This is a genomic window from Bacillus sp. SRL337, assembly GCF_984799155.1.
This window is the reverse complement of the sequence record NZ_OZ481793.1, coordinates 1,391,571-1,405,072: the sequence shown is the minus strand read 5'-3', so window position 1 is coordinate 1,405,072 and position 13,502 is coordinate 1,391,571. Positions and strand designations below refer to the sequence as shown.

Here is a 13,502-nt window from a genome sequence, read left to right as displayed (position 1 = left end):
CGCCTCATAAAATTTCACTCGAGGAAATCAGATGTCTATTCACTTAATTCATATTAGAAAGGAGAACCTATGAAGCTTGATATAATCGGGGACATACATGGCTGTTATGATGAGTTTAAAGAATTGACAATGAAACTGGGCTACAAATGGGAATCGGGAATCCCGGTGCATCCGGAAGGACGCTTGCTTGGATTCGTGGGTGATTTGACGGACCGCGGCCCCAACTCGTTAAAGGTCATTGAAATCATTTGGAGACTGTTCAAAGAAAAGTTGGCATATTATGTCCCAGGCAACCACTGCAATAAGCTCTACCGTTATTTTTTGGGCAATAATGTCAAGATTCTTCATGGATTGGAGACAACTTTAGAAGAATTAGGAAGACTCCCAGAAGATGAAATAGAAAGATATAAGAAGATGTTTATTGAACTGTATGAGAGCTCTCCTCTCTATCAGCAGCTTGACTCGGGAAAATTGATTATTGCTCATTCCGGCATCCGAGAAGACCTTATAGGGAAACAAAACAAAAGAGTGAAAACCTTTGTATTATACGGGGATATCACCGGGGAAACCAATGATGACGGAACACCTGTCAGAAGGGACTGGGCTTTTAATTACAAGGGGGAAGCCTATATCGTGTATGGGCATACCCCTTTTTCGGAAGTAAGACAGATCAACCGGACTTACAACCTTGATACCGGCGCCGTCTTTGGCGGGAAGCTTTCCTCCCTTTCTTATCCGGAAATGACAGTCGAAAGCGTGAAATCCTCCATGCCGTTTGTGGCAGAAAAATTCAGAGATGTAAAGCCGGACAGACTAAACTAGAAAAAGCAGCCGGCTTGAGGGCAGACCGGCTGCTTCTTTTATGGAAGTCTGTTTCGTATTGATGGCTTCTTTTGGAAAAATCGAAGAGCGGGATTTCACCCTTGGATACCCCGGGCATTTCCTTCTGAATATTCTTTCTTGTTATTCGCAATTCTTCTGGTGAATGATGGCGATATTCTTTAATCCACGAAAAGAGGCTTTTATACTACAACATTCCTTTCATGTCCTGAGGAATCGGGGCCATGAATTGAAGCGGGTCACCGGTGAACGGATGGGTAAATGAAAGCGAAAAACAATGCAGTGCCTGTCTCTCCATCCTTTCGTGATTTCCACCGTATAAACTGTCACCCAGCAGAGGGTGGCCCTTGAATGACATATGGACCCGGATTTGGTGCGTTCTGCCGGTCTCCAAATTAAGTGTGATATGGGCGAACTCTTCGTACTGACGTACCACATGATAATGTGTAATGGCTGCTTTTCCATCCGCCCTTACTTCCCGTTCAATAATAGAACTCTCTTTCCTTCCAATCGGTTCATTCACCGTTCCTTCTTTTGCTGCGAAGAATCCTTCGGCAAAAGCTTCATAAGATCGTTTAATTTCCCTCTTTTTTTGCTGCAGGCTCATTAAGTGGTGAATGTGGCGGTGCTTCGCAATCAAAACCAAACCTGATGTATCCCTGTCCAGCCTAGTGACGATATGTACAGCTGAATCTATCTCTTTTCTTTTATAGTATCCAGTGATGGCGTTGGCAAGGCTTCCATCAGGATGCTCCCTTGAAGGAATCGTGCTCATGTACGGTGGTTTATTGACTACCAGTATATCTTTATCCTCAAATACGATATCAAGATCGATTTTTTCCGGTTTCAGTGTTGGGCTTTTAGGTTCCGGCGGAAACCGTACACTCAGAAAATCTCCTTTATCCAAGATATATCGCACAGTTTCTTCTTTTTCATTTACCGCTATCTTTCCACCAGCAAATTTGATGTCGGTCAGCATTCGTTTGGAAATATTGTGCTGATTTAGAAACGTTTTGATATCCATCCCTGATTCGTCACTTGAAATTTTCCACTCCATAAGATAATTGATCATAGCTGTTTCTCAGTCGTCAGCGATAAAGGAGTCCCTGACTCTTTTCCAGAAAGGAAACGGCCGGAATCTCGCAAACCGGATTTTTTCATCAGCTACTCTGTACTGGATCGATTTCACATCTTTATGCAGCAGTGTCAGATGGTCCACCGTTATCATGAAATCCGGTACATTGACAGGTTTCAGCATGCAGGTATGATGTGCCGGCAGAATCAGGGGCGATCCAATTGTCCTGAACACCCGGTTATTAATGGAAGCCATTTCAGCAAGCTGTATCGCAGGGATGGAAGGATGTAGAATGGCACCGTTTAAAGCTTTATTATAGGCTGTACTTCCTGATGGGGTAGACAGACACAGCCCATCCCCTCTGAACCGCTCGAAATGCTGTCCCCGTATTTCCACATCCATGACGAGTGTCCCTTCCACACTCTTCACTGTCGATTCATTCAACCCTAAGTATCTTGTTTCCTTCCCGCCATCCTGATAACGTATGATCGTTTCCAGAAGCGGATATTCTATGACCTGATAAGGGGTCTTGGCAATGGCAATGACCAGTTTTTCAATTTCTTCAGGCACCCAGTCCGCGTAGAAACCAAGATGCCCGGTATGTACACCGACAAACGCTGTCTTATCCAATCTGGAACTATAACGGTGAAATGCATATAGCAGGGTACCGTCCCCGCCTACAGAAATCACGATATCCGGCTCTTCTTCATCATAAATCAGCTCAAAGTCCTGCAGGTATGTCCGCATTTTGTGCATCAATGTGTTTGACTTTGAATCTCCCTTAGAAGTGATTGCAAATTTCATAACAGCTACACCCTTTTTTAGTTTCTATTTCCCTCTTCCATCGGAGAAAAACTTATTGTCCTTTGGATTCCCGCCTTTTCTCTTCCTGCTCTTTCTTATTCGAGAAGAATCTTTGTGCTTCCTGGATTTCTTCCCTGATCAAGGACATTTCTTCATCAAGCATGAAGGCCGCCTCGGCTGCCCTCATCAGTCTTGTCCTGATTTCTTCAGGAAACTGCCCCCGGTACTTATAATTGAGAGAATGCTCAATCGTCGCCCAAAAATTCATAGCGAGTGTCCTGATTTGTATCTCGGCAAGGATGAGTTTTTCTTCATGGACGGTCTGTACAGGATATTCAATGACTACATGATATGAACGGTAGCCGCTCGGCTTCTTATGTGAAATATAATCGCGCTCTTCGATGATTCGAAAGTCATTCCTCGCCCTTAATAATCCGACGACAGCATGGATATCGTCGACAAACTGACACATCAGGCGAATGCCGGCAATATCCTGCATCTCGCTGCCAATCTTATCTAAGGGAATTCCTTTTTGGTTCGCTTTATCTAAAATACTCGCAATGGGCTTGACCCTTCCTGTAACAAATTCAATCGGAGAATGAATGCGTTCCAGTTCATAGAGCCCTCTCATTCCTTTGAGCTTTATCTTCAGTTCATCTACTGCCTGTTTGTATGGTCCCAGAAATTGATCCCAATGATTCATACGTTCACCTCTTAAAAAAGCTATCTGGATAAGCTGAATGACTAATGGTTATGCTTTTTCCAAAAAGACAGCTTCTACCTTTTTGACCATTTCTTCGCCATAGTTGCTGTTGCCTTCAATGTTTTCAATCAGAAAGTCCAGTTCCTGGTGAAGGCCCTCCAACTCAAATTCTGTCTCCCCAATGCCGGCATACACAGGCAGCTTTTGTTCAAATGCTTTATTCAATGCAGTCCAGCATTCCTCTTGTATATGTATGAGTACGTAATCTTCCTGGGATTCTGCAAAGTACACAAAAGAAAAATTATCCGAGTCGACAAGGACCTGCCCGGCAGGCTTTAACTCAGACTCTTCAACCTTCTCACTGCTATGCAGAACTAATTGATCTTCCATAAGTTCGGCCTTTGTTAAATGAATTTTTTTTCTCATAAGATGCATGGTTCCCCTTTCACTGCTTTACGCTTTATGCCTTTTATTTTAACACATAAAACAGTGATTCATCTAAGAATGAAGTGAGAATGGGGTACAATGTGGTAAACTTGTTATCATAATGACTTTCTAGAGAAAGGACGAGCAGCATGCCGGAAGAACTGGAAATAGAATTTAAAAATATGCTGACACAAGAAGAGTTTCGGCGCTTAAAAGAGCATTTCTCATTTGAACCGGATACCTTCTTGCTACAGAAGAATCACTACTTTGATACACCTTCAGATTCCCTGAAAGAAAACCAATGTGCCCTTCGTATCAGAGAGAAAAATAACTCCTTTGAGTTAACTCTCAAACAGCCGGCAGAAAATGGGTTGCTCGAAACAAATCAGCCTGTTACTGAACAAGAAACGATAAGAATGCTTGAGGAAGGGATCATTCCAACCGGTGAAGTCTCTGATGCCCTTCGAAAGCTTGGTATAACTGCCAACAGGCTGCTCCATTTCGGAACGTTATCCACGAGCCGGGCAGAAACAGGATTTAAAGAAGGATTAATCGTGCTGGATTACAGTACCTATTTAAACACCGAAGATTATGAGGTAGAATATGAGGTGAAAGACAGGAAGACCGGAGAAGCTATTTTCTTCGAATTCCTTGAAACGATGAACATTCCCATCCGTCCTGCCGATAATAAAATTAAAAGATTTCTAAGAGCTGCAAAATCCAACTGATAGTTCTTGAAAAGGAGATACCTACAAAAATGAATGTGCAAGTGTTGAAGACGATGATGGAGCTTCAGGCGCTCCAGGGTTTTTCCTCTGCCTCTTCCCAGACCGGAACTGGCAGCAGCCCTTCGATGTTCCAGCAAATACTGGATGAAACCCTTTCCAGCCAGATGAATGATCAGCAATATCAAGCAAAATTAGGCTCTGTCAGCCAAATGATTCCGTTGCTGAACACAAGCAACTACCTGATGAGCAAAAGTGCTGTTTCCTACCTATCCAATACTGCACCCGTCACTTCAACTGAGGTTCCAGACAGTTCGATTGAACAAATCATCAGCAGTGCAGCGGAGAAATATAACCTGCCTAAAAAGTTGATCACAGCAGTCATCAGCCAGGAATCCAATTTCAATCCTGATGCAGTGAGCCATGCAGGAGCAGCCGGCTTGATGCAGCTCATGCCCTCAACTGCACGCGGACTTGGCGTGACAGATGTTTTTGATCCCAAACAGAATGTTTTCGCTGGAGCCAAATACCTTCGACAAATGATGGATAAGTATAACGGGAATCTCGAATTGGCCTTGGCTGCCTATAATGCAGGACCAGGAAATGTTGATAAATATAATGGGATTCCTCCTTTTAAGGAGACAATGCAGTACGTACAAAAGGTTTCAAGTAAATACTATGCATGACGTCTTCCTTCCTGCCCCAACCGTTCACAAACTTGTGAGCGGATTTTTTTTAGTGGACGAATATTCTTAGGATAAATACCCCTGAATGCGTTCATGGAATTCGCAGATACTATTTGAGATAAGCTTGATGAAGCTATTTGTTTGAGATATTTTTCAGCCATTGCTAAAATGAAACAAACAATCAATGCAAAAAGGAGTCTACTTATGGAGAAACATAAGACGCCATATGAAACTATTGGCGAAAAAAAGCTCTCAATGCTTGTAGATGCTTTTTATGCAAGAGTGGGGAAACATCCTGACCTGATACCTATATTTCCAAGTGATTTGTCTGACACCGCAAGAAAACAGAAACAATTTCTTACACAATACTTAGGCGGTCCCCCTTTATATACAGAAGAGCATGGCCATCCGATGATGAGGGCCAGGCATTTGAATTTTGAAATAACACCAACAAGGGCAAAAGCCTGGCTGGCATGTATGAGTGAAGCTATGGATGAAGTCGGTCTGGAAGGGCACTTTCGTGAAGAGTTTTTTTCAAGGCTTGTACTGACAGCCAGACATATGGTGAATTCCCCTGACCAGACACATGGTGAAGAAAGTTGAGCAGCATGATTAATCAAAAAAACCTTCAAAGGTGCCGACCTGAGAAAAAGCCGTTAGAAATCTATATGTTTATCGATCCCCTTTGTCCGGAATGCTGGGCATTGGAGCCCATTCTCAAAAAGCTTTACATTCAGTACGGGCAATATTTCAGAATTAAGAATGTCATAAGCGGCAAATTGACTTCTTTAAACCTGACCAACAAGAAGAAACAAGAAAACATTGCTGACAAATGGGAAAAGACTGCAAGCCGTTCTGGGATGTCATGTGACGGGAACCTATGGTTTGAAAATCCGATAGATTCCCCCCATCTCGCGTCCATTGCCATTAAAGCTGCAGAATTACAGGGGCGTCATGCGGGTATCCGTTTTTTCAGAAAGCTCCAGGAGGATCTTTTTCTGGGAAAACAAAATGTATCCAATCTTGAAGTACTGACTGATATTGCCCGGCAGAGCAGTCTGGATGTAGAGGAATTCAAAAACGATATCCACTCAGAATCTGCTTCCAAAGCCTTTCAATGTGATTTGAAAATAACGGCTGAAATGGATGTTGATGAAATTCCTACTTTAGTCTTTTTCAATGAAAACATTGAAGATGAGGGCATTAAAGTGACCGGAATGTACCCCTTTGAAGTCTATGTGCAAATCTTGGAGGAAATGCTTTCCACCAGACCTGAACCGCAGCCTCTCCCACCGCTGGAACACTTCCTCGAATATTACGGAATGGTGGCAACAAAAGAGATATCAGTGGTATACGATATGAGTACGGCACAGGTTGAAAAGAATATGAAAAAATGGATGCTGCAGAAGAAAGTGGAAAAGATACCTGCGAAACATGGGACATTCTGGAGATTCCTCTCTTCATAACAAATGAAGGAAACAATATACTACGATAAGAATACAAAGAGAAAACCCGTTGTCCTAAGACAACGGGTTTTCCTATACAAACAAAGGGGATGGGAGAAATTTTTCACGGTCAAACAAAGGGGTATATGTTTGTTGTGATCAACTTCTTGTACATAATATAGCATGGGACAACTTGTATGTGCAAGTTGTTTGTTTATTATTTCACAATATTGTCATATTGTTTTTGGTCTTTCCTTCTCTTTTTCGTGCTGAGAATATGAATTTCCAACAGGACATCTCATATAATTTAATGATACCTATTTAGGAGGCTTGTTAAAATGATCCCTCAATGGAAATTGATCATGCTGGTTCTATTTATTGTACTTTCCTTTACTATAAACATTTTCGGGCTGATGCATCTCTATCCAATATTCCTAACCTCTCCCCTCTTATTCATATCGCTCCTCCTTCTTGTCCACTATCTTAATAACCGCAAAAGATTCAAAGGGTTTTGATCTTAGAAGAAATGCTGCCCTTGGTGATCTCGTTTGATGATGGAAGCGGCAATTAAGAATAGAAACTACCCAATGGGGGCTGGGAACAAAGGTGAAGCTGAATACTAAGGAAAAAAATGCAACATTTCAAGAGGATGAACTTGCCGAGGGTGACGTTCAGTTGAAAATCGTCATCCTTTCACGCTGGTTTCACGTGAAAAGGTCCATTTGGATCAGAAATGGTGGTCATCGAGACTGATTATTCCTTGTGAATAAATAGATGTGGACAAGTAACGCACCGCCGCAATGAATTCGCTAGATCGATGGCTTCTTTTAGTGAAGCCCATTTTCATCTACTAAACATGTTTGGACTTTTTTACAAAATTGATGTCCCTGAAACCTTCTTTTACGACACATTTGAATCCTTTTTGTGACGATGATATCCTTAAAATCACCCTTCAAGACAGATTTGATGCGCTTTTCTATGCTGATGTCCTTGAAACATTTTTTCAAGATAAAAAAACAGAGGGCCCGTGGTTTTCGTCACGGCCCTCTGTTTCATTCTATTAAGAAAGCATTTTTTCCATTTCGATTAGGTTCTCTTCAAATACTTTCATCGCTTCTTCAATCGGCTGGGAGACTGTCATGTCTACTCCCGCTTTTTTCAATACCTCGATTGGATAATCAGAGCTTCCTGATTTAAGGAACTCGATATACCTTTCGACTGCCGGCTGGCCTTCTTCAAGAATCTGCTTACTCAATGCGGTTGCCGCACTGAAGCCGGTAGCATATTGATAAACATAATAATTGTAGTAGAAATGAGGAATGCGAGCCCACTCAAGGCCAATCTCTTCATCAATATCGATATCCTCGTCCCCAAAGTACTTCTTGTTCAATTCATAGTACTCTTTAGTAAGCATCTCAGCAGTCAATGCTTCCCCTTCTTGGGCTTTTTTATGGATGATATGTTCAAATTCAGCAAACATTGTCTGGCGGAAAACCGTTCCTCTGAATCCTTCAAGGTAATGGTTAAGAAGATATAAACGTTTCTTTTCATCATCAATTGTATTCAGCAGGTAATGATTCAATAGAGATTCATTGCAAGTGGATGCCACCTCTGCGACGAAAATTGAATAATTGCCATACGGGTACGGCTGATACTTTCGTGTGTAATAACTATGAATACTGTGGCCAAATTCATGAGCCAGTGTAAACAGGTTATTGACGTTATCCTGCCAGTTCATCAGGATATATGGATTTGTTCCATACGCACCAGAAGAATAGGCACCGCTTCTCTTTCCTTTGTTTTCAACCACATCGACCCAGCGGTTCTCAAACCCTTCCTTCAAAAGGTTAATGTATTCATCACCAAGCGGAGTAAGCCCGTCCAGAATCATATCCTTAGCCTCTTCGTAAGGGATCTCCATTTTCACTTCTTTTACTAGAGGAGTATAAAGATCATACATATGCAGTTTGTCGAGACCAAGCACTTTCTTGCGGAGTTTGACGTACCGGTGAAGTAAGTGCAGGTTATCATTAACCGTCTTCACAAGGTTTTCATAAACAGTTTCAGGGATATTATTAGCAGACAGCGCTGCATGGCGGGCAGAATCATAGTTCCTTACCTGTGCACTGAAATTGTCATTTTTGACCGTACCGCTCAGCGTGCTTGAAAATGTGTTCTGAAACTTTCCATATGTCTTATAAACAGCCTTGAATGCATCCTCCCGTACACGGCGGTCGTCACTCTCCAAAAAGCGGATATAACGCCCATGAGTGATTTCTACTTCATCACCGTTTTCATCTTTGATACTTGGGAATTCCATATCAGCATTGTTCAGCATGCCGAATGTGTTTGCGGAAGCACCCAAAACTTCAGAAGCCTGAGCAAGAAGCGCTTCCTGTTCAGCAGATAGAATATGCGGGCGCTGCAGATTGATCTCTTCAAGGGCATGCTTATACAGCTTAAGTTCCTTGTTCTCTTCAAGGAAGCTGCTCAGCTTGTTCTCTTCAATCGCCAGTATTTCCGGCACAAGATATGCAAAGGAACTGGACAACTGTGTATACAACGTTTTTGCACGGTCATCAAGGCCCTGATAATAGGAGTTCGTTGTATCCTGGTCATACCTCATATGGGAATATGAGTAAAGCCTTCCCATTCTTTCAGACACCTCATCCTGAAATTGAAGTGCCTTATAAAGCTGATTTGCACTTTCAGATAGTGTACCTTGATATTTACCTGCTTCCTTGATCAGTTCCTGTACTTCTTTATATTCCTTCTCCCATGCATCATCGCTCGCAAAAATGTCTTCAAGTCTCCAAGTCAGTTCTTCCTGGATATCTTTACGATTCGGGAGACTCTTTACTGCTGTGTCGTTTGCCATATGTATCCTCCATTCTTTCGCGTTTCGAAATTAAACCTTCCCTCTTACATTCTCTATCAAAAAAGAAAATCCTGCAAGAGATGGGTTATTTTAACCACACTCTTACCTGAAAACCATTTCAACCTTGACGTTATTTAGTATGAGCCTGCAATAGTAAATATTCATCACCACCGACATTTTTTATTATGTCACTTTCTTCCAGAATAATTAAGTAATCTTGCAAGGTTGTATTAATATCGTTCCCTCCGATAAGAGGGAGCTTTCGATTAACAATGAATCCATTATTCAATCGGGTCTTCAGACAGTTTACGAAATCCTTTAATTGTACCTTTTCCCCCGCTTTTTTTCCCTTTAAAACATCACACCATAAGTAATATTGCCATTCAATCGGGTTGGATTTGATTAAAAGCATATGCTTAGTTGGCAGTCCGATGAAGTCGGGGAGAAACACTACGTGATCACGATTTAAATAGAGAGATTTCAGAAAGATATCATTCACTCCCCGGTTATATTTTAATTTATTTTGGAGCCATGAATGTTGAGAAGCCGAAAACCGTTTTTTGTGTTGCTGCCAATTGTCTTTTGACGGCAGCAGAAATGGGAAAGGAATGGAAGCGAGAGGAATGGAGTGTGTGTTGGAAGCAAATATGTTTGCAGTTAAAGGGAATAGGTTGAAATAGAAGTAAATATATTTAGAATGGCTGTTGTAAAAAGACAGCCAGTATCCTGCATGCGGACTGTATCTGATGAAGCTCTGCTGGAAACTTGAAAGAACCAACGTTTCCGCGCCTTTCGCCTTCACCTGTGTCCCCAATATCCAAATTGGCTCTATGCCGGCACTATAGTAACCAGCTGTCCTCTCAGCGAAATCAGTACTGCTGATCGGTGTACATTGATATTCAATAGCAAACTTCCTTTGATTCAGCTGAATAAACACATCTGTCCTTTGTTGGATATTACGAAAATAGTGTTCTAACGTAACGTTTGGGAGAAAAGAAGAAAAGTGGTGGAAAAGCTGTGCCTTCCCTTTTAGATGGGTGACTGTTTCAGGCTCATGGCTTCCTTCACAACGGGTCATCGATACATGTGCAAAATGAGGGATTTTAATTTCACCGGCTTTGAGGGTGAGCGGTGAATGACATTCGGGACAAAAAAATTTCTGTCCTTTTATCATCGCGACTTCATCGAGAGATAAACGGGTTAGCGATACAATCTTTTTTCGATTGTTCAATGCGGTAAGCATATGTCACCTCCTATTCTTACTACTTCGCTGCAGATATCGCTTTTTCCTCTGATTTCAAAAAAAATAACGCATCCTCCGGCAGAGAATGCGATGAGTGACATATTATTTAACTGAAATGCTTTGTTACTGTATTGAATACATCCTCATCCATGATGGAAGTCCCATACTCGCTCAATCGATGTACAGTCAAACTTGACTCATCTCCGTACTCGAGCATGATGCTCAATACATTATCAATTTGTTCCTCTGTAAAGTATTCATCTGAAAATTCAATATGAAGGTAATAGGTCCCTTCAAAAGAAAACAATTTTGTAGAAAGATGCTCATAAACAGAAGATGCCATTTTCTTCGATAGTGAAATAACATCCTCAAAATCCTTGAACTTTATCGTGAATTCCAGAGATCCTTCTCCATCTTCCTGGTCCTGTTTCATTTGGAAGTGTTGATCAAGAAAATCTTCAATTCGTTCATCAACAGGCAGATCTTTCATTTTATCTTCTGGAATCGGCAGTTCAAATTTCTGCCCGTCCTTAGTGACCTGTGCTCTTGTCACTAAGACCTCGAGACCTTTGTCCAGAGCTTGTACCTGAATCCATAATGGACCTTCAATCGTAAAGTTCTCTTCCTGATGGACTTCATCCATCATCTCCCAAAAAAGTTCTTCACTTCTTTCCCGGTTATACCAGATTTCTTCCCGATCAAAGCCTCTTTCCTCTATATCGCCATATGAAATATAAAACTTTACAGTATTATCATTTATACGTTCTATCTCCATCAAACACCTCTCCCTTCTGTTCAATTTGGTGAAGGGACTGCACCCCTGAGCTATTAGCTCTGAAAAATGATGTAGACTGCTTATACTAATTTCTCTTCTCAGATCTGAGCTTCCAGTCTGTACTGCGATGAATGCTGGCAGTTAGACAACCTTGCCTACAAGACTTTCAGTAAATCTAAAGCAGTTGAATTAGTTTATACCTTGTACTCCTATTTTATGATAAAACATACAGAAATGGAATTAAAAATATGCCTATTTTTCAACCATGCAAAAAATCAAATACATTCCAGTGTTTTGGTTATTTTAGCTTAAATTCACTGAGAATTCAAGTTTTTAGTTTTTCTCCCATAATACTAAATTAACCTATGAACGATGCTTTAAAACCTATAAATATGTGAATAAAAAAACCTCCATGCCTGAACATGAAGGGGAAAATTTTATATTAGTTGACCATTCGCTGCGCTTCAAGTAATTGGAAAGTACGCACTTTACGTGGAAGGAAACGACGGATCTCATCTTCATTATATCCTACTTGAAGTCTCTTCTCGTCCATAATAATCGGTCTGCGAAGCAAACCAGGATTTTGCTGTATCAGTTCAAAAAGATTCTGTAGGGGAAGAGCATCAAGTTCAACATTCAGCTTTTGGAATGTCTTAGAACGCGTGGAGATGATTTCATCCGTACCGTCTTCCGTCATTCTCAAAATTTCTTTGATCTCGTCGATGCTTAACGGCTCTGAGAATACATTTCTCTCTTTATATGGGATTTCATGATCTTCTAACCAAGCTTTCGCCTTACGGCAGGATGTACAACTAGGTGAAGTGAACAAAGTTACCATGAACCATTCACACTCCCTTATATTATTAAGACTTATTTTTTTACAAGTAGAGGTTTCTTTTTAACAAAGCTTTCTTATTTAATAATTAATTTAAAGAAGAAATCTCTCTTATGTATTATACATGAAAAAGGTACAATTGAATATAGTTTTAAACAAATTGTCAACTTTGTATGCAGTGTCAAACAATTTGTTTGTTTCAATTAACATTTACCCGATTAAATAAGGTATAAACCTATAATTCATATTTTTTCTACTTAAATCATGCTGTTTATACCTAGGGTGAAAATGGAAAAACCTTATTGAATGCTCCAATAAGGTTCTTGCCAATCAAATATCTTTTAAGATATCATTGTTTTTATCATCATCAATATTCAATACTTCTTCTGCCGGCTGGTAGGATGCCCCGTAAAATTTAGTATCCTTATAAGTGTGAATGAGCTCATAGGTTTTTATCATAGACTGATAAACCAATTCTTCAGATTCGTTATCAGGAGCCCAATACAGGATTTCCATTTCATTGATTTCATTTGTAGCCAGAGACCGTCTGCGGTAGCCGATACTGGAAGCATGGTCAAAGCCTTCTCTCTTATAGAACCTCAGCCTCTTTTCTGAGTCGGAGTCTTCATAATCGACAGGCTCTACTTCCAGGATAATCGGCTTCGCCTTTTTCTTCAATTTTTCAATAAGCTTATGTCCAAGTCCTTGTCCCCTTGCTTTTGAAGAAACAAACAGATAATCAATGAATATGAAGTCTTTCAATTCAGCATACATCAACACATGATATTCGTCTTCATCCTTATGATAAATATCACTTCGTTCTTTCAGTAAAGTTTCCATATGTTCTTTGGATTTCATTTCTTCTACAGGAAAATATTGATTTAACTTTTCATACCAATGCATGGATCTACTCCTTTGTTTTCAATTAAGTCAACTTGGGTTGCCAATTCTCAATATACATATTATTATTTCCAACCTTTTAACGATAATAAACTGAACAGCAAAGTGAACCTTAATTGTTATTTTCAGGGATTTCGGTTGCTTTCTGGAAGATTCGAAAGCAGTAA

General features: G+C 40.7%; 16 protein-coding genes. 7 read left to right on the top strand and 9 right to left on the bottom strand.

Going from position 1 to position 13,502, the window contains the following annotated elements:
• The first annotated feature begins 69 nt into the window (after positions 1-69).
• The gene (prpE, locus tag AC4E8A_RS06865; protein WP_490197576.1) at positions 70-822 is read left to right on the top strand and encodes a bis(5'-nucleosyl)-tetraphosphatase PrpE; all 753 of its coding nucleotides are present in this window, start codon (positions 70-72) and stop codon (positions 820-822) included.
• 205 nt (positions 823-1,027) lie between these two features.
• Here prpE and AC4E8A_RS06860 read toward each other — a convergent pair whose 3' ends face one another.
• From AC4E8A_RS06860 to AC4E8A_RS06845, 4 genes are read right to left on the bottom strand one after another with little or no spacing between them, the layout of a single operon-like run.
• Positions 1,028-1,912, bottom strand: coding sequence for an RluA family pseudouridine synthase (locus tag AC4E8A_RS06860; RefSeq protein WP_490197575.1), 885 nt, complete (start codon positions 1,910-1,912; stop codon positions 1,028-1,030).
• Positions 1,913-1,921: 9 nt separating this feature from the next.
• Positions 1,922-2,719 carry an NAD kinase gene (locus AC4E8A_RS06855; protein WP_490197574.1) on the bottom strand — a complete coding sequence of 266 codons (798 nt, stop codon included), beginning with the start codon at positions 2,717-2,719 and terminating at the stop codon, positions 1,922-1,924.
• A 52-nt stretch (positions 2,720-2,771) separates the two neighbouring features.
• Positions 2,772-3,422, bottom strand: coding sequence for a GTP diphosphokinase (gene yjbM / locus AC4E8A_RS06850; RefSeq protein ID WP_490197573.1), 651 nt, complete (start codon positions 3,420-3,422; stop codon positions 2,772-2,774).
• A gap of 48 nt (positions 3,423-3,470) precedes the next feature.
• Positions 3,471-3,848 (bottom strand): UPF0738 family protein, encoded by a 378-nt coding sequence (locus AC4E8A_RS06845; protein WP_490197571.1) that lies wholly within the window; start codon positions 3,846-3,848, stop codon positions 3,471-3,473.
• Between the two features lie 149 nt (positions 3,849-3,997).
• Here AC4E8A_RS06845 and AC4E8A_RS06840 point away from each other — a divergent pair, with 149 nt between their 5' ends.
• The 6 genes from AC4E8A_RS06840 (at position 3,998) to AC4E8A_RS06815 (ending at position 7,457) form a co-directional block, all read left to right on the top strand.
• A complete protein-coding gene (locus AC4E8A_RS06840) occupies positions 3,998-4,576 on the top strand; it encodes a CYTH domain-containing protein (RefSeq protein ID WP_490197570.1) in 579 nt (192 codons plus the stop codon).
• Positions 4,577-4,605: 29 nt separating this feature from the next.
• Entirely contained in the window at positions 4,606-5,259 is a 654-nt protein-coding gene (locus AC4E8A_RS06835; RefSeq protein WP_490197569.1) for a lytic transglycosylase domain-containing protein, read from the top strand.
• 204 nt (positions 5,260-5,463) lie between these two features.
• Positions 5,464-5,862: a globin domain-containing protein gene (locus AC4E8A_RS06830; RefSeq protein WP_490197567.1), complete on the top strand. Its 399-nt coding sequence runs from the start codon at positions 5,464-5,466 to the stop codon at positions 5,860-5,862.
• 5 nt (positions 5,863-5,867) lie between these two features.
• On the top strand, positions 5,868-6,725 hold the full coding sequence (locus tag AC4E8A_RS06825; protein ID WP_490197565.1) for a ClpXP adapter SpxH family protein: 858 nt from the start codon (positions 5,868-5,870) through the stop codon (positions 6,723-6,725).
• A gap of 317 nt (positions 6,726-7,042) precedes the next feature.
• Positions 7,043-7,219: a hypothetical protein gene (locus AC4E8A_RS06820; RefSeq protein ID WP_490197564.1), complete on the top strand. Its 177-nt coding sequence runs from the start codon at positions 7,043-7,045 to the stop codon at positions 7,217-7,219.
• Positions 7,220-7,310: 91 nt separating this feature from the next.
• On the top strand, positions 7,311-7,457 hold the full coding sequence (locus AC4E8A_RS06815) for a hypothetical protein (RefSeq protein WP_490197563.1): 147 nt from the start codon (positions 7,311-7,313) through the stop codon (positions 7,455-7,457).
• 307 nt (positions 7,458-7,764) lie between these two features.
• On the opposite strand, the gene pepF is transcribed toward AC4E8A_RS06815, so the two are convergent.
• The 5 genes from pepF to AC4E8A_RS06790 all read right to left on the bottom strand — a co-directional run bounded on the left by pepF (position 7,765) and on the right by AC4E8A_RS06790 (position 13,338).
• Positions 7,765-9,582, bottom strand: coding sequence for an oligoendopeptidase F (pepF, locus tag AC4E8A_RS06810; RefSeq protein ID WP_490197562.1), 1,818 nt, complete (start codon positions 9,580-9,582; stop codon positions 7,765-7,767).
• A gap of 130 nt (positions 9,583-9,712) precedes the next feature.
• Positions 9,713-10,825, bottom strand: coding sequence for a competence protein CoiA (locus tag AC4E8A_RS06805; RefSeq protein WP_490197561.1), 1,113 nt, complete (start codon positions 10,823-10,825; stop codon positions 9,713-9,715).
• 106 nt (positions 10,826-10,931) lie between these two features.
• A complete protein-coding gene (gene mecA / locus AC4E8A_RS06800; RefSeq protein ID WP_490197560.1) occupies positions 10,932-11,600 on the bottom strand; it encodes an adaptor protein MecA in 669 nt (222 codons plus the stop codon).
• Between the two features lie 442 nt (positions 11,601-12,042).
• The gene (gene spxA, locus AC4E8A_RS06795) at positions 12,043-12,438 is read right to left on the bottom strand and encodes a transcriptional regulator SpxA (protein WP_113930503.1); all 396 of its coding nucleotides are present in this window, start codon (positions 12,436-12,438) and stop codon (positions 12,043-12,045) included.
• Positions 12,439-12,765: 327 nt separating this feature from the next.
• Positions 12,766-13,338, bottom strand: coding sequence for a GNAT family N-acetyltransferase (locus tag AC4E8A_RS06790; RefSeq protein ID WP_490197559.1), 573 nt, complete (start codon positions 13,336-13,338; stop codon positions 12,766-12,768).
• Between the last annotated feature and the right edge of the window lie 164 nt (positions 13,339-13,502).

Bases quoted from the DNA above. Each gene is read 5' to 3' on its own strand.
- AC4E8A_RS06860 (WP_490197575.1), bottom strand. From the start codon at position 1,912: ATGATCAATTATCTTATGGAGTGGAAAATTTCAAGTGACGAATCAGGG.
- AC4E8A_RS06790 (WP_490197559.1), bottom strand. From the start codon at position 13,338: ATGCATTGGTATGAAAAGTTAAATCAATATTTTCCTGTAGAAGAAATG.
- AC4E8A_RS06845 (WP_490197571.1), bottom strand. From the start codon at position 3,848: ATGAGAAAAAAAATTCATTTAACAAAGGCCGAACTTATGGAAGATCAA.
- AC4E8A_RS06830 (WP_490197567.1), top strand. From the start codon at position 5,464: ATGGAGAAACATAAGACGCCATATGAAACTATTGGCGAAAAAAAGCTC.
- mecA (WP_490197560.1), bottom strand. From the start codon at position 11,600: ATGGAGATAGAACGTATAAATGATAATACTGTAAAGTTTTATATTTCA.
- AC4E8A_RS06825 (WP_490197565.1), top strand. From the start codon at position 5,868: ATGATTAATCAAAAAAACCTTCAAAGGTGCCGACCTGAGAAAAAGCCG.
- AC4E8A_RS06835 (WP_490197569.1), top strand. From the start codon at position 4,606: ATGAATGTGCAAGTGTTGAAGACGATGATGGAGCTTCAGGCGCTCCAG.
- AC4E8A_RS06855 (WP_490197574.1), bottom strand. From the start codon at position 2,719: ATGAAATTTGCAATCACTTCTAAGGGAGATTCAAAGTCAAACACATTG.
- AC4E8A_RS06820 (WP_490197564.1), top strand. From the start codon at position 7,043: ATGATCCCTCAATGGAAATTGATCATGCTGGTTCTATTTATTGTACTT.
- spxA (WP_113930503.1), bottom strand. From the start codon at position 12,438: ATGGTAACTTTGTTCACTTCACCTAGTTGTACATCCTGCCGTAAGGCG.
- yjbM (WP_490197573.1), bottom strand. From the start codon at position 3,422: ATGAATCATTGGGATCAATTTCTGGGACCATACAAACAGGCAGTAGAT.
- AC4E8A_RS06840 (WP_490197570.1), top strand. From the start codon at position 3,998: ATGCCGGAAGAACTGGAAATAGAATTTAAAAATATGCTGACACAAGAA.
- pepF (WP_490197562.1), bottom strand. From the start codon at position 9,582: ATGGCAAACGACACAGCAGTAAAGAGTCTCCCGAATCGTAAAGATATC.
- prpE (WP_490197576.1), top strand. From the start codon at position 70: ATGAAGCTTGATATAATCGGGGACATACATGGCTGTTATGATGAGTTT.
- AC4E8A_RS06805 (WP_490197561.1), bottom strand. From the start codon at position 10,825: ATGCTTACCGCATTGAACAATCGAAAAAAGATTGTATCGCTAACCCGT.